Annotated in this window: 21 protein-coding genes; 8 read left to right on the top strand and 13 right to left on the bottom strand. The window is 29.7% G+C overall.

From position 1 onward, the window contains the following. From AJ882_RS00390 to AJ882_RS00370, 5 genes are all read right to left on the bottom strand, one after another. On the bottom strand, positions 1–446 hold a 446-nt coding region (locus AJ882_RS00390; RefSeq protein WP_410002273.1), incomplete at its 3' end, for a Cj0814 family flagellar-dependent secreted protein. A gap of 86 nt (positions 447–532) precedes the next feature. Beyond that, entirely contained in the window at positions 533–1,252 is a 720-nt protein-coding gene (gene kdsB / locus AJ882_RS00385) for a 3-deoxy-manno-octulosonate cytidylyltransferase (protein ID WP_002860776.1), read from the bottom strand. Then, positions 1,249–2,661: a threonine synthase gene (gene thrC / locus AJ882_RS00380; protein WP_002860775.1), complete on the bottom strand. Its 1,413-nt coding sequence runs from the start codon at positions 2,659–2,661 to the stop codon at positions 1,249–1,251. Before thrC ends, kdsB begins: the two co-directional genes overlap by 4 nt. Beyond that, positions 2,658–3,584 carry a tetraacyldisaccharide 4'-kinase gene (locus AJ882_RS00375; RefSeq protein WP_002867960.1) on the bottom strand — a complete coding sequence of 309 codons (927 nt, stop codon included), beginning with the start codon at positions 3,582–3,584 and terminating at the stop codon, positions 2,658–2,660. Before AJ882_RS00375 ends, thrC begins: the two co-directional genes overlap by 4 nt. A 3-nt stretch (positions 3,585–3,587) precedes the next feature. After that, the gene (locus AJ882_RS00370) at positions 3,588–4,328 is read right to left on the bottom strand and encodes an NAD+ synthase (protein ID WP_002857155.1); all 741 of its coding nucleotides are present in this window, start codon (positions 4,326–4,328) and stop codon (positions 3,588–3,590) included. Positions 4,329–4,401: 73 nt separating this feature from the next. On the opposite strand from AJ882_RS00370, the gene AJ882_RS00365 reads away from it, so the two are divergent. Together AJ882_RS00365 and AJ882_RS00360 are read left to right on the top strand one after the other, a co-directional pair. Continuing rightward, the gene (locus AJ882_RS00365) at positions 4,402–4,998 is read left to right on the top strand and encodes an MBL fold metallo-hydrolase (RefSeq protein WP_002867959.1); all 597 of its coding nucleotides are present in this window, start codon (positions 4,402–4,404) and stop codon (positions 4,996–4,998) included. A gap of 11 nt (positions 4,999–5,009) precedes the next feature. Continuing rightward, positions 5,010–5,315, top strand: a complete 306-nt coding sequence (locus AJ882_RS00360) for a hypothetical protein (protein WP_002867958.1) — start codon at positions 5,010–5,012, stop codon at positions 5,313–5,315. Between the two features lie 40 nt (positions 5,316–5,355). On the opposite strand, the gene AJ882_RS00355 is transcribed toward AJ882_RS00360, so the two are convergent. From AJ882_RS00355 to murJ, 7 genes are read right to left on the bottom strand one after another with little or no spacing between them, the layout of a single operon-like run. Continuing rightward, a complete protein-coding gene (locus AJ882_RS00355; RefSeq protein ID WP_002867957.1) occupies positions 5,356–6,135 on the bottom strand; it encodes an enoyl-ACP reductase in 780 nt (259 codons plus the stop codon). Continuing rightward, positions 6,135–7,031: a 4-hydroxy-tetrahydrodipicolinate synthase gene (dapA, locus tag AJ882_RS00350; RefSeq protein WP_002867956.1), complete on the bottom strand. Its 897-nt coding sequence runs from the start codon at positions 7,029–7,031 to the stop codon at positions 6,135–6,137. Before dapA ends, AJ882_RS00355 begins: the two co-directional genes overlap by 1 nt. Further along, positions 7,024–8,274: a M16 family metallopeptidase gene (locus AJ882_RS00345; protein WP_014517241.1), complete on the bottom strand. Its 1,251-nt coding sequence runs from the start codon at positions 8,272–8,274 to the stop codon at positions 7,024–7,026. Before AJ882_RS00345 ends, dapA begins: the two co-directional genes overlap by 8 nt. Further along, positions 8,271–9,329: a quinone-dependent dihydroorotate dehydrogenase gene (locus AJ882_RS00340; protein WP_002867955.1), complete on the bottom strand. Its 1,059-nt coding sequence runs from the start codon at positions 9,327–9,329 to the stop codon at positions 8,271–8,273. The genes AJ882_RS00345 and AJ882_RS00340 overlap by 4 nt, the downstream gene beginning before the upstream one ends. A gap of 31 nt (positions 9,330–9,360) precedes the next feature. Then, positions 9,361–11,103 (bottom strand): ABC transporter ATP-binding protein, encoded by a 1,743-nt coding sequence (locus AJ882_RS00335; protein ID WP_002860769.1) that lies wholly within the window; start codon positions 11,101–11,103, stop codon positions 9,361–9,363. After that, the gene (gene cysS, locus AJ882_RS00330) at positions 11,096–12,484 is read right to left on the bottom strand and encodes a cysteine--tRNA ligase (protein ID WP_002867954.1); all 1,389 of its coding nucleotides are present in this window, start codon (positions 12,482–12,484) and stop codon (positions 11,096–11,098) included. Before cysS ends, AJ882_RS00335 begins: the two co-directional genes overlap by 8 nt. Further along, positions 12,484–13,935, bottom strand: coding sequence for a murein biosynthesis integral membrane protein MurJ (gene murJ / locus AJ882_RS00325; RefSeq protein WP_002875835.1), 1,452 nt, complete (start codon positions 13,933–13,935; stop codon positions 12,484–12,486). The genes cysS and murJ overlap by 1 nt, the downstream gene beginning before the upstream one ends. A 103-nt stretch (positions 13,936–14,038) precedes the next feature. Between murJ and AJ882_RS00320 the strand changes: the two genes are divergently transcribed. Genes AJ882_RS00320 through AJ882_RS00295 form a run of 6 tightly spaced genes read left to right on the top strand, consistent with a single transcriptional unit; the run spans position 14,039 to position 19,899 of the window. Further along, the gene (locus tag AJ882_RS00320; RefSeq protein ID WP_002902800.1) at positions 14,039–15,898 is read left to right on the top strand and encodes a flagellar assembly protein A; all 1,860 of its coding nucleotides are present in this window, start codon (positions 14,039–14,041) and stop codon (positions 15,896–15,898) included. Further along, positions 15,874–16,425: a Holliday junction branch migration protein RuvA gene (gene ruvA, locus AJ882_RS00315; RefSeq protein ID WP_002856927.1), complete on the top strand. Its 552-nt coding sequence runs from the start codon at positions 15,874–15,876 to the stop codon at positions 16,423–16,425. Before AJ882_RS00320 ends, ruvA begins: the two co-directional genes overlap by 25 nt. A gap of 9 nt (positions 16,426–16,434) precedes the next feature. Beyond that, positions 16,435–17,475: a D-alanine--D-alanine ligase gene (locus tag AJ882_RS00310; protein ID WP_002869413.1), complete on the top strand. Its 1,041-nt coding sequence runs from the start codon at positions 16,435–16,437 to the stop codon at positions 17,473–17,475. A gap of 59 nt (positions 17,476–17,534) precedes the next feature. After that, positions 17,535–17,750, top strand: coding sequence for a type II toxin-antitoxin system Phd/YefM family antitoxin (locus AJ882_RS00305; protein WP_002852622.1), 216 nt, complete (start codon positions 17,535–17,537; stop codon positions 17,748–17,750). A gap of 1 nt (position 17,751) precedes the next feature. Beyond that, positions 17,752–18,471, top strand: a complete 720-nt coding sequence (locus tag AJ882_RS00300; protein ID WP_002867950.1) for an alpha/beta fold hydrolase — start codon at positions 17,752–17,754, stop codon at positions 18,469–18,471. Beyond that, the gene (locus AJ882_RS00295) at positions 18,472–19,899 is read left to right on the top strand and encodes a Mur ligase family protein (RefSeq protein ID WP_002867949.1); all 1,428 of its coding nucleotides are present in this window, start codon (positions 18,472–18,474) and stop codon (positions 19,897–19,899) included. Between the two features lie 57 nt (positions 19,900–19,956). Here AJ882_RS00295 and AJ882_RS00290 read toward each other — a convergent pair whose 3' ends face one another. After that, complete coding sequence (locus tag AJ882_RS00290) at positions 19,957–21,261, bottom strand: Cj0814 family flagellar-dependent secreted protein (protein ID WP_011049782.1); 1,305 nt, start codon at positions 21,259–21,261, stop codon at positions 19,957–19,959. Positions 21,262–21,333: the final 72 nt, after the last annotated feature.

Genomic DNA, 21,333 nt, shown 5'->3' with positions numbered 1-21,333 from the left:
CTCTCTATCTCATCCAAAGTAGATTTATGTATCTTAAAATCTTCAGGTAATCCTGCGGCTTTGTTAAAATCACTTCCCATATAACCATCTTTATCTACACTATAACCATAGGCTGTATCAGTGCTTAAATCTGTTTGTTTATATTTTAGAGTATAAATAGAGTTTTTAAATTCACTTGATATATCATAGTTAGGAGAACTTGTCTTACTACTTATACTAAAATTAGTATTATTGCTGGTATTTGTTGTATTAGTAGAATTTAATACTTCACTTCTTGCTAGAGTTTGTGAATTTGCATTTTGAATTTCATTTAATTTACTAGCATTTTGTTTTAAAAAAGCATTAGTAAAACTTATTTTAGAATTTTCTTTACTTTCTTTATTAGCTTTTGCTTGTGAAAGTATAGAACCATAGTTTGAGTTATCATTGATGCTAAAGATACTCATATTAATTCCTTGATTTAGATTTTTCTGCCTTCAATCTAAATATATTAAAATAATATAAGCAAAATCTGTTCCGTTTTGGGGTGGAGTTATTTTTCTAAATAAATTTTTAAAGCCTTTTCATAGTCTTCTTTGGTATCAATCCCCATGCTTGTTGTTGAAATTTCAAGCATTTTGATTTTTTTACCATTTTCTATAGCTCTTAATTGCTCTAATTTTTCCGCTCTTTCAAGTGCAGAACTTAATAAAGAACAAAACTCTCTTAAAGCTTTTACACTATAAGCATAAATGCCTAAATGCCCTTTAAAACTTTCCTCGTAATTTTCTCTTTCATAAGGGATTTTAGCTCTTGAAAAATACAAAGCATATCCTTCTTTATCGCAAAGCACTTTAACCAAATTAGAATCCATAGCTTCTTCTTGAGTGATTTTTTTATAACAACTCGCCATAAAAGCTTTTTTATCCAAGCAAGAACTTGCAAATTCTTTAAATTTTAATAAATTTTCACATTCTATAAAAGGCTCATCAGCTTGGACATTGATAATAATCTCATCATCTTTTAAAGATAGTTTCTTACAAGCTTCATTAATCCTATCCGTACCGCTTTCATGATTTTTGCTTGTTAAAACTGCATTTAAACCATATTCTTTAGCGATACTTAAAACCTTTTCATCATCTAAAGCTATACAAACTTCATCCACACTACTTACCCTTCTTGCAGTAGCCACAAACATAGGCACTCCACCTACATCACATAAAATTTTCTCATGAAAACGACTTGATTTTAATCTTGCAGGGATAATAATCATTTTTGCATCCAATCTAAAATTTCTTTTTTTATATTTTTGGCTTCAAATACCTTTTCATCGCTATTTTTCAAGTCAAATAAAGCCAAAATTTCATCTTTAACTTGGACATTAAACTCTTTAGCTATAAATTTTAAATCTTCTTTTTCATTCTTAGAATCCCTATCGTATAAAGCTTTTATCATACTTGGAGTAAATTTTGTCCATTCTGCTGTAGAGGTAATAATGCTAGGTTTTAAAGGATCAAGCATTTTAAAACAAGTTGCGGTGTGCGGATCGATTAAAATCTTGCTTTGTTTGATAAATTGCATACATTCTTCATCGGTGCAAAAATCCGCCTCAAAATCTTCTTGTAAACTTTGCAATTCTTCTTTTTCAAGTTTAAAATATCTCTCATTTTTCAACAAATTCATCAGTTCTTTGGTTCTTTTATCTTTAAATTTCGCAAACAAAAGTCTTTCGATATTAGATGAAATAAGTATATCCATAGCTGGAGAAATAGTCTTCTTAAGACTTTTTTCACGCAAATCATAAACGCCATGATTAAAAAATTCACTCAAAATATTATTCACATTTGAAGCGATTTTGATTTTTGAAATTTTAGCTCCCATTTTTTTAGCATAAAAAGCTCCTAAAGCATTGCCAAAATTTCCACTTGGAACAATGATTTGTACTTCTTCTAAAAACTCATTAAAAAGTTTTAAACTCGCATAATAATGATAAATAATCTGAAATAAAATACGCCCAAAATTTACAGAATTCGCTGCGCAAAGCTCATAATTTAAAGCTTTAATTTTGTTTTGAAAATCTTTTGAAAAAAGCAATTCTTTTAAAGTGCGTTGCGCTGCGTCAAAATCCTCATCTATAGCAAAAACTTTCAAATTATCCTTATCTAAAGCTCGCATTTGCAACTCTTGAACTCCACTTGTGCCACCTTTTGGATACATACAAGCTACTTTAACATTTTTTGCATTTTCAAAGCTTTTTAGGGTTGCAGGTCCTGTATCGCCGCTCGTAGCACAAATAATTAAAATATTTTTATCCTTTGAAAATTCGCTTAAAAGCACGCCAAAAGGCTGTAAAGCCATATCTTTAAAAGCTCTTGTAGGCCCATGCCAAAGCTCGTTAATATAGGTTTTTTCAGAGATTTTTTGCAAAGAAATAGGTGTATTTTTATCATCAAAGCTTTCGTAACTTTTCAAAGCCTTTTTAAAAAGCTCTTCTTCGCCAAAACCAAAACTTTCTATAAGCTTTAAAGCAAAATCTTTATAAGACAAATTGGCATATTTTTCTCCTTCAAAAATAGGCAAATTTAAAGGCGAGTAAAGCCCTCCTTCTGGGGCGTTTGGGTTAATCAAAGCTTCCTTAAAACTTGATACATTATTTACATTTCTACTCTCGACTAATTTCATTGCTCAAACTCCTTGATATAAGTTTTTATTTTTTCCCTTAATGAATCTTTTAATTCTATATTTAATTCTATAATTTGACATTTAAAACCAAAATCTTTAACTTTAACAAAATCCTTAAAAGTAAGCATTAGTGTATCGCAATTATGTTTTTTTAGCAAATTTTCTAATTCTTCTTTTTTAAACTCATAATGATCTTTAAAAAAATAACAAGCCCTTGCTTTGATAAAATGCTCATACAATCTAAAAGGTTTAGCAATAGCAGTTGCCAAAACAGCCTTTGGATTTTCTTTTACAAAAGAATAACGCACAAAATCCCTGCCTTCTAATGCAATAAAATCAGCCCTTTTTTCATAAAATTTTGGCAAACGATAAGCTCCACTTGGTAAAGTAAAATCAAAATAAGGTTTGATTTTGCTTTCAAGCAAAATATCAAATTTTTTAATATGAAATTTAGAAAAAGCATCATCGAGTACAACGATTTTAGCTCCCAATTCAAAGGCTTTTTCAATACCTTTTACTCTATCTTCACTCACAATCACACCTTTGATATTTTCTTCAAAAGCATACTCCATAGCTTCATCGCCACTTTGTACTAAGGTGCATAAAATTTCATTTTGATTTTTAACAACAAACAAACCTTTAGACTTTCTTTTATAGCCCCTAAGTACTATAAAAACGCCATCAAATTCCCTTGCTATAGCTTTACAAAGCGGGGTTTTTCCATTACCTCCAAAACTTAAATTACCAACGCTAATAACAGGCTTTTTAAAAACTATTTTTTTACGAAAAAAAGTATTTAAAATCGCAAAAAAAGCATAAAGCACACTTAAAGGTAAAAGTATAAAAGCAAGGCATTTTTGCCAAAAATTGGGCTTAAAAAAATAATTATCAAGCCAAAGTTCATAATTTTTTTCTTCATTCATTGTTTAAATTTCCAAAATTTCAGGCATTTTTCCCTTAAAAGCATTTTTTTGCATGCGATTTTTTAACATAGCAATCAAAGAAGGATCAAGCGTTCTTAAAAGTTTTTCATCATTAGTTTCTAAAGCTTTTAAACCTTCATCGATTTTTGCATAAGAAAAACCTAAATCCGCCTCATCACTTTGATTTTCCCAAAGATCCGCACTTGGAGCTTTTTTGATGAAATTTTCATGCAAGTTAAGGTATTTTGCTAAGGCATAAATTTCACTTTTATAAAGCGATCCTATAGGATTAAAAGCACAAGCTAAATCCCCATAAATCGTACCATAACCTAAAAGCAATTCGCTTTTATTAGAAGTGCCTATGACTAAAGAATTTTTCAAAGCAGAATAATCATAAAGCAAACTCATTCTAATACGCGCTGCAAAATTTCCCAAAGATACTAGAGTGGTATTTTCACTTTGCTTTATAAAAGCATCTAAAATGCTTTGAATTTCTATGATTTTATATTCAAGATTTAAATCCGCACAAAGCCTTAAAGCATCTTCAAGATTGGCTTTGTTTGAAATTTGAGTTGGCATTAAAAGAGCAAAAACATTCTCTTTTAAAGCTCTTTTACAAAGCGTTGCTACCAAAGCAGAATCAATCCCGCCACTAAGCCCCAAAACCACACCTTGACTTTGAGAATTTTTCACTTTTTCTTGTATAAAATCACACATTTTTTCCGTAATCTTTTGCCAATCCATAAAGCTTGCCTTTTAAAAATTTAATGTATAATTATATTTATTTAAGGCAAATTTTTTATTAAAGAGGCAAAAAATGCAAATTATCAAACAAGCTTGTGGAGCTTATGAGACAAATTGTTATATTTTATTTGGTGAGCATGGAGAAATTATAATTGATCCTGGTTTTGATGCGCTAAATTTCATCAAAAAACATGTAAAAAATCCTTTAGCGATTTTAAACACTCACGGACATTACGATCATGTTTGGGATAATGAAAAAGTAAAACAAGCCTATCAAATCCCCATTTATATTCATAAAAATGATACTTTTATGCTTGAAGATCCTTTTAATCAAGGTTTTATGCCTAGCAAAGCGAATTATTTGATTGATGATGAAAATATCATTTCTATAGGCGGACTTGACTTTAAATTTCACTTTTTACCAGGACATACACCAGGTTGCACTATGATAGAAATTGTAGGTAAAAATATCATGTTTAGTGGAGATTTTTTATTTTATAGAAGCATAGGAAGATGGGATTTTCCTTATTCAGATGCAAATTTAATGAAACAAAGCTTAGAAAAAGTTATGACTTACAAAGAAGATTTTAAACTTTTGCCAGGACATGGACAAGAAACTACTTTAAAAGAAGAGCAAGTCCATCTACCCTCTTGGCTTAGATATTTTTAAGGTATATTAAAATGGAATTAGATCAAATTTTATTATATGCTTTTATTTTTTTAAATCTTTTTGCCCTTTTTGGTTTATTTTTGGGAAATAAAAAGAAAAATCAATTTAATGATAAAAAATTTTATAAAATCTGCCCATGTAAAAAAATGGCAGAAAATGGATCTTTAAGTACGATTTGTATTTATTCAGCTGTAGGAGGATTTTTTTACAGCGTATTATCTATAGGTTTTATAGGTTTTGGTAATTGGACTTTAAATTTTATTTTTTTACTTGCATTATTAAGTGTTTTTTTAGGGTGGAAATTAAAACTTGATTGAAAAACATTTTTAAGAAAAATCCATTGATTTTTCTTAATTTTTATTTAAAAGTTGTACCACCATCAACGATGAAAGTATGTCCTGTCACCCAACTTGCCTTACTTGAACAAAGAAAAAGACATGCTCCAGCCAAATCTTCAGGCTGCCCCATGCGATTTAAAGGGCTTAAATTTATAGTAGCCTGTTTTACTTCTTCATAATTTGTAAAAGCTCTTAAAGCATCAGTTTCAACAGGCCCACCACTTACGACATTTACACGGATATTTTTTTCTCCAAGTTCAGTAGCCGCATATCTTGCCATAGCTTCTACAGCGGCTTTTGCTGTACCATGACCTGAATAATTTTCTATATACACTAAATTTCCTGTAGATGAGATAGAAATAATGCTTCCACCCCCTACTTTTTCCATCCTTTTAGCTGCTTCTTGTGCGCCCACAACAAAAGCATTTACTGTGGCTGTAAAAATGTTATTAATTCCCTTTGGTTTTAACTTCATAAATTTAGTATAGCCACCTACAACCGCACGTCCTGAAATGATAGCATTTGAGATAAAATAATCCACTCTATCAAAATCCACATCAATTTTTTCAAAAAGTTCTTTATAGGTTTCAGGTTCTAAGATATTAAACTCATAAGCTCTAGCTTTGATTTTATAATTTTTCTCCAAATCTTGAACCATTTCATCAGCAATTTGCGCATTAGAATTATAAGTAAAAGCTATATTTGCACCCACTTTAGCAAATTCATAAACTATAGCTTTGCCTATCCCGCGAGTTCCACCGCTAATCACTAAAGTTTTTCCTTGAAATTCTGTATTCATTAAAATCCTTTGATCTTATATTTTTTCATCACTTCTTCAATTTTAGCAAAATTTTCCTTACTTGGAGAACAAAGAGGAAGTCTAAATTCCAAACTTTCTATCAATCCAGCTAAATACATAGCCGTTTTAATAGGAATAGGATTACTTTCGCAAAATAAAATTTTATTGATATTATAAAGCTCATCATTGATTTTTTTAGCTTCTTTATAATTTTCATCTAAAGCAAAATGAGTTAAAGCGCTAATCATATCGGGTAATAAATTTGAAGTTACTGAAATCACTCCCTTTCCACCATTTGAAAGTATAGGATAATTGATCGCATCTTCCCCTGAAATAAGCATCATTCTAGGTTCGTGTGCAAGCAAATCCACACACTTATCGATATTTCCACTCGCTTCTTTTACTCCATAAATATTTTCACAATCTCTAAAAAGCTTGATAATAGTATCCGTTGAAATTTCACAACCTGTTCTTCCTGGAACATTATATAAAAGCACAGGAATATCTACACTTTGCGCAATAGCCTTATAATGCTCGTAAAGTCCTTGTTGCGTAGGTTTATTATAATACGGTACCACACTTAAAATCCCATCAGCACCATGCTCTTTAGCAAATTTAGCCAAACCCACTGCCTCATGAGTTGCATTACTTCCCGCACCTGCTAAAACCTTAACTTTAGTTCCTTTACAAGTCTCAACGGCTATTTCTATGCAAGTTCTATGTTCTTCATGGGTTAAAGTTGCACTTTCTCCTGTTGTTCCTACTGGAACTACTGCATCGATGCCATTTTCTATTTGCCTTTTAATCAATCTTGCATAACTTTGCTCATCAACTTTTCCATTTTTAAACGGTGTAATAAGGGCCGTCATTGCCCCAATAATAATATTTTTATCCATTTGAATCCTTTCTTAGAATTACCGTAGTTGAATTTTCTTGAATAAAATATTTTTTAGCACAAGAAATCAAATCTTTTAATTCCAAATTTTGTATATCTTTCTCATAATTTAACAAAGGATTGATATCTCCTCTTGCTAGATATGAACCATAAATATTTGCCACTGCACTAGCATTGTTAAGTGAGAAAATAAAATCGCTTTTGACATTATTTTTCACTCTTTGCAAATCTTTTTGAGAAATTTTACCCATTTTAAGTTTATCAATGATTTTTAAAAGTTCTTTTTCTACTTTTTCTGCATTAACATTGGGATTACAATTACAAATAAAAATAAATAAATTGTCATCTATACAATCATTAACATAAGCATAATAATCATTGATTAAATTTAATTTATCAATCAAAATTTCACTCATTAAAGAACTTTTCCCACTTCCTAAAAGCTCGGATAAAGCATTTAAAGCAGGTATATCTTTGTGCTTGAAATTTGGAATTTTATAAGCAAGGGCTAATAGTTCAGTATCTGAGTTTTTATGCAAATATATTTTTTTTGCTCCATCTTGCTTAGGCTCTTTTGTGTGAATTTTAGGTATAGTCTTAGTATTTTTAATCTTTTCAAAATGTTTTTTTGAAAGCTCAAAAACTTCTTTACTTTCTATATCGCCACTTACAAGTAAAATCGCATTTTTAGGTTGATAATAAATACTATGAAATTCTTTAATATCTTCAATACTCCAATTTTCTATATCTTTAAAAAAACCTATAGGAGTCCAATGATAAGGATGATACATAAATGCGTGATTAAAAAGCCTAAAATAAAGATATCCCAAAGGATTATTATCTGTTCTCCATCTACGCTCTTCTAAAACCACTGCTCTTTCAGGCTGAAATTCTTCATCTTTTAAATTTAAATTCTCCATAAGTTCTGCAAAAAGTTCCAAAGCTTTATCTAAATTTTTCTTCGCACATTTAATATAATAATGAGTATAGTCAAAACCTGTGCTTGCATTATCCACACCACCAAAACCCTTAACAATCTCATCAAATTCGCCAGCTTTTAAATTTTTAGTACTTTTAAAATTTAAATGTTCTAGCATATGAGCTATGCCGCTTTTTCCCATGATCTCATTTCTTGAACCCACTTTATAAAAAATATCAACGCTAATCACATCGCTATTTTTATTTACAGGCAAAGCATAAACTTCAAGCTTGTTTTTTAATTGAATTTTTTCATAAGCAATCATTTTAAATTTACCCCAACAGCTTCGCTAATGTGTAAAAAACCATCTTTTCTTAAAAGCTCTATAAGATTTTGATTGATATTTTTTACCAAAGAAGGACCTTTAAAAATCAAAGCTGTATAAACTTGCACCAAATTAGCCCCATTTTTAATACGCTCATAAGCAATATCAGCACTATCAATCCCTCCACTTGCAATAAGCAAGGTTTTGCCAAAAAGAATTTTAGCTACTTCTTTGAAAAAAATACCACTTTTTTCTGTAATCAACCTTCCACTAATACCACCAAAAGTACGATTATTATCTAGTAAGCTATAATCAACACTAGTATTGGCTAATATAAACCCATCTGCACCTTTTTTAATAGCATTTTCACATAAATTTAAAGCATCATCTATTTTCATATCAGGAGCAATTTTTATCAAAATAGGCTTAGAAGTAATTTTTTTGGCTTCTTCAAGCAAGGTATTTAAAAAATCATCATTTTGTAACTCTCTTAAATTTTTAGTATTAGGAGATGAGATATTAACGATAAAATAATCACACAAATCCTTAAAATCTCTAAATAAAGTAAAATAATCCTCCAAAGCTTTGTCATTTGGAGTGATTTTATTTTTCCCTATATTTACCCCTAAAGGTAAAACGAAAGGATAAGTTTTTACAAGTCTTAAAGCGATCTTTTCAGCACCTTCGTTGTTAAAACCCATAGCATTTTGTATACTTTCTTGTTTTACAAGTCTAAATAGGCGTGGTTTTTCATTGCCTTCTTGAGGTTTTGGAGTAAAAGTTCCCACTTCCAAAAAGCCAAATCCTAAAGCACTCAAAGGTCTTATCATAGTGGCATTTTTATCAAAGCCCCCTGCTAAACCCACAGGATTATTAAAATCAAGTCCAAGTAAATTTTGCCTTAAACTCTCATCATCAACTATATATTTATGTGCTAAAAAACTTAAAGATCCTGGAAAACTAGCACTTAAAGCTCTTAAGCTATATTCAACCAAAGTATGTACATGCTCAGGGTTTAACTTAAAAAGTAAAGGTTTTATCATTTCATAAGCCATTTTTTAATCCTTTTTGAAATTCTAACTAAAATTAACTAAAGCTAGGCTTTGTTTTTTCTTTGCTTTTAAATTTTTGATATAAAGAACAAGTTTGTAAAAGCTCTTCATCTTTACCTATTGCCAATACCTTGCCCTTATCCAATACTACTATTTTATCTGCATTTTCTATAGTGCTTAAACGATGTGCAACCACTAAAATCAATCTGTCTTGTTTTAAATTTTCTATAGTTTTAACTATTGCTTTTTCACTTTCATTATCCAAAGCTGAAGTTGCTTCATCAAAAATAAGCACATCAGGATTTTTATATAAAGCTCTAGCGATTGCTATTCTTTGTTTTTGTCCTCCACTTAAGTTTTTACCATGTTCTTTCACTTCAGCCCAAATCCCGCCCATTTCCTTAACAAATTCACAAGCATTGGCCAATTTTAAAGCTTGAACGACTTTTTCTTCTTCTAACTCTTCACTATAAGCAATATTTGCAGCAAAGCTATCATTAAAAAGATAAATATTTTGCGTTACAAGTCCTATTTTAGCATGTAAGCTTTCTATAGTAAAAGTGCTAATATCTTCTTGATTGAGTAAAATTTTACCTTTTTGCTTTTCATAAAAATACATCAAAAGATTAATAATAGAAGATTTGCCACCCCCACTTGTCCCTACAAGAGCAAGCATTTGCCCTTTAACAAAATCAAAATTTACGCCTTTTAAAACACTTTTATGCGGGTTTTCATAAGCAAATTCAACATTTTCAAAGCTAATTTTTTCAATGTTTTTTAATTCTTTGCTTCCACCTTTAATTTGAGGTTCTAAATCCAATAAATAAAAAGTTCTTTCACTTGCCGCAACAGCACCTTGAAGTTTTCCATATAAAGACGAAAGACGCTTTAAAGGAGTATATATCGCAAAAAGTGCTGAAACAAAACTAATAAAACTTCCCACACTCATAGAACCATTGATAACCTCTCTACCTCCTACAATAATCACCACAGCAACCCCAACAGAGCCTATCATATCCATTAAAGGACTTGTAAGCGCATCAATACGTGCGGATTTTAGGTTTAATTTACATAAAGCATCATTATGCTTAGCAAATTTATCACTTTCTTTTTTTTCATTATCATTAGCTTTGATCAATTCAATATTTGAAAAAATTTCACCCAAATAAGAAAGTAAATCCGAATTTGTTTCTTGTATATTTCTTGCATATTTTTTAAGTTTTTTAGCAAACCACACCAAAGGAAAAATAGCTAAAGGCAAAATCACTAAAGCAAAAAAAGCTAAAGTAGGACTTTGATACAAGACTACCGCAAGCAGTCCTATAGCAGTTAAAAGCTCTCTAAAAAAATCAGGAATAATGTTTGATACTATGCTTTGAAGCGCATTAATATCATTAGTACAACGACTTACAAGCTCTCCACTTCTATAGCGTTTAAAAAAATCCATATCCAAGCGTAAAATATTTTTCAAAACCCTAGCACGCAATACTTTTAACATATCTGTTCCTATAAAAGAAACATAAAAACTTTGTAAATAAGTTCCAAGATTTTTAAAAAAATACATCAATACTAGCAAAAAAGGCACTGTATAAAGTAAAGCTTCATTTTTTTCAACGAAAATATAATTTAAAATAGGCTCTAAAGCATAAAAACTTCCAGCAGTTCCTCCGCTTGCTAAAATCATACCAAAAATAGCTATAGCAAATTGCTTCCAATATCTTTTATAAAAGGGCTTAAAGCGTATTAAAACCTCTTTTAAATTCATCTCATTATGCATTTATTTTCTCCCAAATTGTTCCATTTGGAGTATCTAAAAGAGTGATTTTTTTACTATTTAATTGCTCTCTTATTGCATCAGCTGTGTTAAAATCTTTGTTTTTCTTAGCCTCAGTTCTTTCTAAAATTAACTTTTCAATCTCTTCTCGTTCTTCTTTGCTTACACCCCATTGAAAATATAAAGTTGTATCCATAAAACCAAAGCCAAAAATTTTAGCTAGCTCACTTAAAGCTTCTTTGATATTTTGTTTTAAAATTTTATTTTTGCTTTCTTTATCCAACTCTAAATTTGCACTACTGATAAAATCATCCAAAAGAGCCAAGGCTTTAGAAACATTTAAATCATCATTTAAAATCTCTAAAATTTGCTTAGCAATTTCGCTTTTTATTTCAATATCATTTAAAACATCAAAATCAGAAATTTCACCTAAATCCAATCTTTTTTTAAGGCGATAAAATTTATCTAAACGTTTTTTAGCATTTTCTAAATCCGATAAAGAATAATTAAAATGAGATCTATAATGAGAACTCAAAAGATAAAATCTTAAAGCTTCGCCCATAAATTCTTTTAAAGCATCTTTTATAAAAAAACTATTATTTAAACTTTTACTCATTTTTTCGCCATCGATTTTTACAAAACCATTGTGAAGCCAAATATTTGCTAATTTTCTCTTACATCCACAACGACATTGCGCAGCTTCATTTTCATGATGAGGAAAAAGCAAATCTATCCCTCCAGCATGTATATCAAGAGTATTTTCAAAAATAGAATCAATCATAGCAACACATTCAGTATGCCAACCTGGACGCCCTTTGCCAAATTCATTTTCGTAAAAATTTTCATCAAATTTCCAAAGCACAAAATCGCTTTCATTTCTTTTTTGCACTTCATTACTTAGACGAGAAATATTTTCTTCTAAATTGCGATTTGATAGGCTTAAATATTTTTCATCTTTACTTGTATCAAAGTAAATTCCATCTTCTAGAGTATAAACAAACCCATCCTTAGCAAGCTTTTTAATCAAATCAAGCATAGCTGTTATATAATGCGTTGCACGAGGTTTAAAATCAGGATCTAATACATTTAAAGCCCTCATATCCTCTTCATAACTTTTGATATAAAATTCCGTAATTTCCTCTAAAGTTTGACCACTTTGTGTCATTTTTTTCAAAATCTTATCATCAATATCTGTATAATTTCTAGCAAATTTTACCCTATTGCCCTGAGCAAGTAAAACTCTACGCAAAAGATCAAAACAAACACTACTTCTTGCATGTCCTAAATGTGCATCATCATAAACCGTAGGCCCGCATAAGTAAATACTAATATCTTTTTTATCAAGTTTTATTTTCTCTTTTGTTACACTATCTAATAATCTCATTAAAAAACTCCTTTAAAACTTGTAAAAATTCCTATAAAAAAACTTAAAATATAAGGTTTAATCAAAATAAGTAAGATCGTAAAAACAATCAAAGCAACTATAACCAATAAGCAAATTTTAATAGATATTAAAGCAAAAAATTTCTTAAAACCAAATTCTTTGATATTAGCTCCAAGCAAATAAAAAGCACTAATAGAGCTTGAAAGTGCCACTGCAATAACCTTTAAACTTTCATCTTTAATCAAAAATATAAAAGCCATAGAACATAAAGCACTAATAATTAAAGATTTTACCGCGATCCAAGCTGCTGTTTTTTGTTTAAATTTTGCATAAAGCCACAAAGAAAAAAGCTTTTGCAAACCAAAAGGTAAAAGCCCTATAAGATAAGCAATCAAAACATAAGCCGTAATCACACTATCTTCGTGAGTGAAATTTCCTCTTTCAAATAAAAGCTTTGAAATTTCCAAAGCAAACACAGAACCTACAATACTAGAAGCAATAAGCAAAATGCTTAAAAGTGCTAATGCTCTTTGCATAAATTTTAAGGCTAAATTTTCTTGATCACTTTTTAAATGTTTTAAAATTTTTGGAAAAGAAACTTGAGTTAAAGCAATAGCAAAAAGTGCCAGGGGGAGTTGGAAGACACGATTTGCATAATAAAGATAAGAAATACTCCCGCTCATTAAAAAACTAGCTATAGTTGTATCAAGCAATGAGCTAAATTGAGTCGCAGAAGAACCTAAAACTCCATGAAAAAAATTGCCATAAAAACCTTGTAATTTCGCCTTGGCTTTTTTAAATTTTATACTTAAAGTCATAGCACGTATTACAGGATTGTTTTTTAAAACAAGCAAATGTAAAATAAGCTGTGCCACCCCACTTAAAACCGTTGCATAAGAAAAATAATAAAGTGTATTTTGCGGTGCATTTTTATCCACAAAAAAGGCAGCTATAACAATACTTAAGTTAAATAATGCCGCAGAAAAAGAGGTAATGAAAAATTTTTGTCTATAATTTAAAATAGCTCCTAAAAAAGTAACTAAAAAAATAAAAAACAAATACCAAAAATTAATCGCCACCAAAGGAGCCGCTAAAGCTATAGTATCTGCGTTAAACCCAAAAGCAAAAAGCTTGGTAAAAAAAGAGGAGAAAAAACTTACCAAAAGACAAAATAAAAAAACTATAAGGCTAAATTGCATCATTACACTAACGCAAAAAGCTCCTTTTTTTTTCGCTTTTACAAAATTAGGCAAAAAACTTTGTCCAAAAGCCCCTTCTGCAAAAATTCTTCTAAAAAAAGCAGGCATTTTTAAAGCCACAAAAAAAATATCACTATAAAGCCCTGCTCCTAAAAAAAGCGCTATTAAAACATCTCTAGCAAGCCCTAAAATTCTTGAAAATAAAATTCCTAAAGCATTGATAATAAAATTTTTAAATACTAAACTCTTCATTAAATTTTTTCATAAATTTCAAAATATAAAGAGAACTATTTTAACTAAAATTGATTAAAAATTGACTATAATTACATTCTTAATTTTTTACAAGGGGAAAGTTTTGGCTTTGGATGAAAAAATTATTGCCTATACAGAAAATCCAGCTCGAGAGCTTTTAAGCGTAGCTTCACGAACAAACCTTAGCTTAAATGAGCTTGATTTTAGTTTATTGGCGTTTTCTACACAATATCGTTTTGGAGATTTAGAATGGGAAAAAATCTCTGAAAAAGAATTAACTCTTTTTGATAAAGATGAAATTTTTTTAAAAAATGATCTTCAAATCAAGCAAGAATACAAAATAGAAATTTTCCACGGTATAAACCAAAGCAAAGCATCTCAAGCAGTCAAACTAGTTGCAAATAAAAATTTAACCAAAATAGTTGCTCAAATTGATTTTACAAATTTAGACTTTCATGAAAAACTAGCACTAGAACTTTTGCAAAATATTTATAAAAAGATGTTGAAACTTAAATTTTTAATAGGTATCCGCATTTTTGATTTTAAGAAAAATTTAATGTCTTTTTGCAACCAACATAAAAACATCCCTTTAAATAAAACTATACAAATCACCGTTGCACAAGGTATTGATCCTATAGAAAGTCAAGATGAATCCCTGATCTTGGCTTATAAAGAAAAAACCAAAAACTACACTATCGATGAAAAACGCTCAGGTATTATTGTTGTTGATGAAAACGAAGTTGTTTTAAAACACGCCAAATTTAAACAAGGTAAAGAAGGAAAAGACTTAAATTTACACACCTTAAAAGTTTTAGCCGCAAATGAAAATAAAGTTAAATTTTCTTGTTCTTCGGCTTTTAAACAAGTAGAGCAAGATGGATACACAGAATATATAGCTTTAAAAAAAGGTTATGTAGTACAAGATGGTGAAAAATTTGATATTGCCAATGAACTAGATTTTAATGGAGTAGATTTTAAAAATATAGGGATTATAAGAGCTGGACTAGACAAAAATGTCAAAATCAATATAAAATTTCTTTCAGAAGTAAAAGATGCTGTAAATTCTGGGGTTGGGATAGAATGTGAAGAATTAAATGTAGTCGGAAGCGTAGGAAGCAACACTCAACTTAATGCCGCTAAAATGAAAATTGAAGGCACTACACATTCTAAAGCCAAAATTCAAGCCAAACAAGCCTATATAAAAACTCATAGAGGATTTGTAGAAGCCGAAATTTTAAATATAGATTTGCTCGAAGGTGGAACAATCAAAGCTAAAGAAGTGAGAATTAAAAAAAGTTTAGGCGGAAATATACAAGCTGATAAAATCTATATAGAAAATTTAGAAAGTAATAATTCTTGTGTGTTTTTTGAAAACACCACAATAGAACGCATCAACGGGGATAACAATAAATTTCATGCTAAAATTAAAACTCTTGATAGTAATTATGATGAAGAATTTGCGATTTTAGGAGAGCAAATTTCTAAGTTAAATCATAAAATGAATAAAATAAGACAATACATTTTATCAAGTAAAAATGGAATTTTAAGCGTTGAAAAAAAGATAACAGAACTTAAAAATCAAGGTCAAAATGTTCCTATACAATACGAAAAAGCCCTAAAAGATTTCTCTTTACAAAATCTTGAATTAAATAAACTACAAAATGAAGAAAAAGAACTTCTTGAACGCAAAAAATCTTTACAATTAGAATTAATCAATTTGCAAAAAATGCTTTTTGAAGCAACTTTTATAAATAAAAGCGGCAAATGGACTGACATGAATGAGATCAAATTTTCACTTCTAGAACCTAAAGAAGATATTTTTTACTCTTCATTTGTTAATGAAAGTGCTAAATTTATAGGTATTAAAAAAGTCATACAAAACAACCAAGAAAGTATAGAAATACATAAAAAATTAGATTATGAAGAAAAGGATATAGCATGGTTGTCGGCATCGAAGGAATAATCACAAAAAAAGAACCTACTTTTATCATTGTTAAATGTGCTAGTGGTTTAAGCTATGGGATATTTATTTCGCTTTTTTGTTCTGCTAAAATTCAAACTCAAGAAAAGCATGAGTTTTTTATTACTCAAATCATCAAAGAAGATTCTAATAAATTTTATGGCTTCTTGGATAAAGATGAACAAAAAATGTTTGAAATGCTTTTAAAAGTCAATGGAGTGGGTGCAAATACTGCTATGGCGGTATGCTCTAGTCTTGATGTAAATTCTTTTTACAAAGCGTTAAGTTTAGGCGATGAAAGCGTGCTTAAAAAAGTACCTGGTATAGGTCCAAAAAGTGCGAAACGCATTATAGTAGAACTTTCAGATACAAAAACCAAACTTGAAAATGTAAGCGATGATAAAAGTGAAGCCTTAGCCGCACTTCTTACTCTAGGCTTTAAACAAGAAAAAATCATAAGTGTTTTAGCAAGTGCTCAAGCAACAGGCACAAGCGAACTCATCAAAGAAGCTCTTAAAAAACTAGGATAAAGGAATAAAATGAAATTTGCAATACTTTTTGGCGGAAATTCTTATGAACATGAGATCAGTATAGTAAGTGCTGTAGTACTTAAAAAAGTTATTAATCAAAATTTAGAATTTATTTTTTGTGATGAAGAAAGAAGATTTTATCATATCCCAAGTGAAAAAATGAATTCTAAAACTTTTAGCACCAAAGCTTATAAAAAAGAAAAAGAACTTTTCATCAAACAAGGAGGTTTTTTTAGCAAAGGCTTTTTAAAAGAAAATAAACTAGAGTGCGAGTGCGTGATCAATCTTATCCATGGTAGAGATGGAGAAGATGGAAAAATTGCAGCTTTATTTGAGTTTTATTCTATTAAATTTATAGGACCTAGGCTTGAAGCCAGCGTATTATCTTTCAACAAAGAACTTACCAAACTTTATGCCAAAAGCGTTGGAGTAAAAACACTTGATTATACCATGGTAAGAAAAGGGCAAAACTCTAAAGAAAAGCTTAGTTTTCCTTGCATTATCAAACCTGCAAGACTTGGAAGTAGCATAGGTATTAGTATAGTAAAAGATGAAAAAGATTTAGAATACGCCAAAGATGTAGGTTTTGAATTTGATAATGATCTTGTAGTGGAAGAATTTAAAAACAATATCAAAGAATACAATCTTGCAGGATGTATGATCAATGATGAGTTTGTTTTTTCCATCATAGAAGAGCCAAAGAAAAAAGAATTTTTAGACTTTGAACAAAAATATCTTAGCTTTTCAGGACACAATGAGCTTATAGAAGCAAATTTAAGCGAAGAATTAAAAGAAAAACTCAAAGATAGTTTTAAAAAGATCTACAATCCTTTGTTTAAAGGTGCTTTAATACGCTGCGATTTTTTTATACTGGATAATGAAATATATTTAAATGAAATCAACCCAAATCCTGGTTCTTTGGCTAATTATCTTTTTAAAGATTTTAGTACTACTTTAAACGCTTTAGCTGATCAAATTTCACTTGAAAAAATGATAAAAATCAGCTACAACTTCCTTCACTCTATCAACGGACAAAAAGGAAAATTATAAGCTTTTAAGTCAAAATACGCTAAATTATACATAAAATTTAGCGTATTTTAGGAAGAAAAATGCTCTCTTTTAAACAAGATGAAATTTACACTGCCACCGAAGTGGTAAGAAATTTTAGCCCCATTATGGAAAAACTCAAAAAAAGCGAAAGTGGAAAAATAGTTATTTTAAAAAATAACAAATTTGAAGCTGTAATGCTTAGCATGAAGGAATTTGAACGCTTACAAAACGCCATGCAACTTTTAGAAAATATCTACAAAAATCAAAAGGCTTAAAATGGCTCAAACTCAACTTTCTTATAAAAACAAAACTTATCAAATTTCTTATGAAATTTTAGGTGATCTTACCTTACCGCAAATACTTATCTTACACGGCTGGGGAGCCAATAAAGAACTTATGAAGCAAAGTTTTTATCCTTTTTTGAAAGACTTTTGTCAAATTTATATGGATTTGGCGGGTTTTGGAAATTCAAGTGTGGAAGAAATTTTAAACACTCAAGATTATGCCAATATCACAGAACTTTTTTTAAAACAAAAAAAACTCAATGTCTGTTTTTTCATGGGGCATTCTTTTGGTGGAAAAGTAAGCACCCTACTCGCAAAAGAAAAAGACACCCTAATCTTACTTTCAAGTGCAGGAATTTTAGCTAAAAAATCCCTAAAAGTGCGTTTTAAAATCCGTATTTTTAAAATTTTAAAACTCTTTGGTTTGGGAAAATTTTATCGCTATTTTGCTAGTAAAGATGGAGCAAATCTTAGCCCTATGATGTATGAAACCTTTAAAAATGTTGTTGATGAGGATTTTGGTGAAATTTTTGCCAAGCAAAAGGCTAAAAGCTTGGTTTTTTGGGGAAAAAGCGATGAAGCCACGCCTTTGTATTGTGGTGAAAAAATGCATCAACTTTTAAAAAATAGCACTTTTTATCCTTTAGAGGGGGATCATTTTTTCTTTTTAAAATATTCTGCTTTCATAGCTCAAAAAATTAAGGAAATTTAAATGCTTATCAATACTCTTTATTTTATCAATTCTTTATTTTTTAATTTTTGCATAGCTTTTTATCTTATGAGTGCTTTACAATGGTATTCTTATAAATTTAAACGCGTGTTTTTTCATTATCATAAACCTTTATGGCATTTGTATTTTTTATTTATCCCTTATTTTTTATTCTTAGCTTTTCCTTTATACTCTTTGGCATATTTTGCATTGATCCATACTCCGATTTTGTATTTTTGGAATAAAGGCATAGATAAAAAGCTTGTTTTTACAAGTAAGGTTAAATGGTTTTTTGTTTTTGTTTTTGTTTATAATGCTATTTTTACCATCCTTGCTTTGCGTTTTTCTTTTCTTTTTAATCTTTTTAGTCTTCCTTTTGCTTTATTGAGTCTTAAAATTTATGAGTTTTTTACAAATTTATATTATAAAAAACAAGCCAAAGCCAAACTAAGAGCCAATGAAAATTTAAAAATCATACTCATTACCGCAAGTTTTGGAAAAACAAGTATTAAAAATTTTTTATACGAACTTTTAAAAGATGACTTTAAAAGCTACAAAACACCACGATCTGTCAATACCTTGCTAGGTATAGTTGCTGATATCAATAACAATTTAAGCCAAGATACTCAAATTTACATAGCTGAAGCAGGTGCTAGACTTAAAGGCGATATTGATGAAATCACTCGTTTTTTACAACCTCACATCAGCATAGTAGGAGAGATAGGCAATGTACATTTAGAGTATTTTAAAAGTGTTGAAAATATCCTCTCAACCAAACTTGAAGCCTTAAATTCCAAAAGACTAGAAAAGGCTTTTTTACACTCTAGCACCCAAAAAGAAGGAGATAAACTCATCAGCCTTTATGATGAGAAATTAAGTCTTATTCATTCAAGTCTTGAAGGTTTAGAATTTAAAGTCGATATAGAAAATAAATCCTATGATTTTAAAAGTCAAATTTTAGGGGATTTTAATGCGCAAAATCTTTGTGTTTGTATACTTTGTGCTCATTATCTTGGCATAAAACTAGAAAAAATTCAAAAGCAAGTTTTAAATATAAATTCCGTAGAACATCGCTTGCAAGTGCTTTCAAGAGAGCCTAAATTTATCATAGATGATGGTTTTAATGGAAATTTTAAAGGTATGAGCACAAGCTATAAACTTTGTAAAAGCTATAAAGGACGCAAAGTTTTAGTAAGTCCTGGTATAGTAGAAGTAAGCGAAGAAGAAAATATAAAACTTGCTAAAATCATCAATGAGTGTTTTGATCTTGCTATCATTAGTGCACAAATCAATGCTGAAATTTTCAAAAAAGAGTTAAAAATAAAAACCATTATACTTAAAGAAAAGAGTCAGCTAGTTCAAACTCTAGCTAAAGAAACAAAACATGGAGATTTGATACTCTTTTCAAACGATGCGCCTAGCTTTATGTGATTTGCATAAGTATTTGCAAATGTCATCATTTTTAATTTGACTTCGTGCAAATACTTCCTAAACCCTAGTCTGCCCTATAAGATTATTAAGTCTATCCATTATAGATCCAACATAAGAATTGATACTTTGGTTACTTGCTTTCCAACCATTAGCTTTTGCTTGATTAAACTGATTATCAAACCAAGCTCCACCATAACCTATACTTGTATTTTGCCATTTAACTCCTTTTTCCATTGCATATATATCTGCATCAAGCCAACCCTCTTGTGCATAGCCTTTTAACAAACTTGCAAAATCCACTTTGCCTGTCATGATGTCATCTAAGGAAGTTAATGATCCATCAAAGCTTTCTTTAGTCATAGCTTCAGCATAAGACTTAGCTATAGGATTTAATGTTGCACTACCTTCTCTTGGCGATACACCCGTTGATTTTAAAAAACTCATAAACAAAGCTTCTTTAGAGTAGCTTCCATCTTCATTTTGTGGATAAACTGACATATCAGGATTAAAAGTATCTATTGCAGTGTCTTTATCTAAATTTTGAGTTTGCATACTTTGCGGAGTGAAATTTAATGGTTGTAAGCCTATATTAATATGCCCAAACATTCCTAATTGTTCTGCTTCATTATATTGCTCTTGTGTATTATAATAGTTTGTTATTGTTAGCTTATCATAATTTTTCGGCATAATACCTATAGTTTTATCAGATGATAATTCACTAATTCCCTTAGGCATAGAATTTATATCTGCTTCAGTGAAACTTGTTTTATTGGTATCATTAAAAGCATGATTAATAATTTGATTAAATTGATTATAGTATTGTTTTATGGTTTCAGCCATATCTATGTTTGTATAATATTTATCTATACCTAAATATTTTTTTATATCTGAAGTATAAGAGTTATTTTCAGCCTTCCTCTCTATCTCATCCAAAGTAGATTTATGTATCTTAAAATCTTCAGGTAATCCTGCGGCTTTGTTAAAATCACTTCCCATATAACCATCTTTATCTACACTATAACCATAGGCTGTATCAGTGCTTAAATCTGTTTGTTTATATTTTAGAGTATAAATAGAGTTTTTAAATTCACTTGATATATCATAGTTAGGAGAACTTGTCTTACTACTTATACTAAAATTAGTATTATTGCTGGTATTTGTTGTATTAGTAGAATTTAATACTTCACTTCTTGCTAGAGTTTGTGAATTTGCATTTTGAATTTCATTTAATTTACTAGCATTTTGTTTTAAAAAAGCATTAGTAAAACTTATTTTAGAATTTTCTTTACTTTCTTTATTAGCTTTTGCTTGTGAAAGTATAGAACCATAGTTTGAGTTATCATTGATGCTAAAGATACTCATATTAATTCCTTGATTTAGATTTTTCTGCCTTCAATCTAAATATATTAAAATAATATAAGCAAAATCTGTTCC

The organism is Campylobacter sp. BCW_6461, assembly GCF_001762735.1.
GTDB classification, from domain to species: Bacteria; Campylobacterota; Campylobacteria; order Campylobacterales; family Campylobacteraceae; genus Campylobacter_D; species Campylobacter_D jejuni.
Note: the sequence above shows the minus strand (reverse complement) of the source record. Positions and strands in the feature narration are given on the sequence as shown.

What these genes read in the sequence shown, in the direction of transcription:
- kdsB (WP_002860776.1), bottom strand. Translation starts at nt 1,252, where the DNA reads ATGATTATTATCCCTGCAAGATTAAAATCAAGTCGTTTTCATGAGAAA.
- thrC (WP_002860775.1), bottom strand. Translation starts at nt 2,661, where the DNA reads ATGAAATTAGTCGAGAGTAGAAATGTAAATAATGTATCAAGTTTTAAG.
- AJ882_RS00375 (WP_002867960.1), bottom strand. Translation starts at nt 3,584, where the DNA reads ATGAATGAAGAAAAAAATTATGAACTTTGGCTTGATAATTATTTTTTT.
- AJ882_RS00370 (WP_002857155.1), bottom strand. Translation starts at nt 4,328, where the DNA reads ATGGATTGGCAAAAGATTACGGAAAAAATGTGTGATTTTATACAAGAA.
- AJ882_RS00365 (WP_002867959.1), top strand. Translation starts at nt 4,402, where the DNA reads ATGCAAATTATCAAACAAGCTTGTGGAGCTTATGAGACAAATTGTTAT.
- AJ882_RS00360 (WP_002867958.1), top strand. Translation starts at nt 5,010, where the DNA reads ATGGAATTAGATCAAATTTTATTATATGCTTTTATTTTTTTAAATCTT.
- AJ882_RS00355 (WP_002867957.1), bottom strand. Translation starts at nt 6,135, where the DNA reads ATGAATACAGAATTTCAAGGAAAAACTTTAGTGATTAGCGGTGGAACT.
- dapA (WP_002867956.1), bottom strand. Translation starts at nt 7,031, where the DNA reads ATGGATAAAAATATTATTATTGGGGCAATGACGGCCCTTATTACACCG.
- AJ882_RS00345 (WP_014517241.1), bottom strand. Translation starts at nt 8,274, where the DNA reads ATGATTGCTTATGAAAAAATTCAATTAAAAAACAAGCTTGAAGTTTAT.
- AJ882_RS00340 (WP_002867955.1), bottom strand. Translation starts at nt 9,329, where the DNA reads ATGGCTTATGAAATGATAAAACCTTTACTTTTTAAGTTAAACCCTGAG.
- AJ882_RS00335 (WP_002860769.1), bottom strand. Translation starts at nt 11,103, where the DNA reads ATGCATAATGAGATGAATTTAAAAGAGGTTTTAATACGCTTTAAGCCC.
- cysS (WP_002867954.1), bottom strand. Translation starts at nt 12,484, where the DNA reads ATGAGATTATTAGATAGTGTAACAAAAGAGAAAATAAAACTTGATAAA.
- murJ (WP_002875835.1), bottom strand. Translation starts at nt 13,935, where the DNA reads ATGAAGAGTTTAGTATTTAAAAATTTTATTATCAATGCTTTAGGAATT.
- ruvA (WP_002856927.1), top strand. Translation starts at nt 15,874, where the DNA reads ATGGTTGTCGGCATCGAAGGAATAATCACAAAAAAAGAACCTACTTTT.
- AJ882_RS00310 (WP_002869413.1), top strand. Translation starts at nt 16,435, where the DNA reads ATGAAATTTGCAATACTTTTTGGCGGAAATTCTTATGAACATGAGATC.
- AJ882_RS00305 (WP_002852622.1), top strand. Translation starts at nt 17,535, where the DNA reads ATGCTCTCTTTTAAACAAGATGAAATTTACACTGCCACCGAAGTGGTA.
- AJ882_RS00300 (WP_002867950.1), top strand. Translation starts at nt 17,752, where the DNA reads ATGGCTCAAACTCAACTTTCTTATAAAAACAAAACTTATCAAATTTCT.
- AJ882_RS00295 (WP_002867949.1), top strand. Translation starts at nt 18,472, where the DNA reads ATGCTTATCAATACTCTTTATTTTATCAATTCTTTATTTTTTAATTTT.
- AJ882_RS00290 (WP_011049782.1), bottom strand. Translation starts at nt 21,261, where the DNA reads ATGAGTATCTTTAGCATCAATGATAACTCAAACTATGGTTCTATACTT.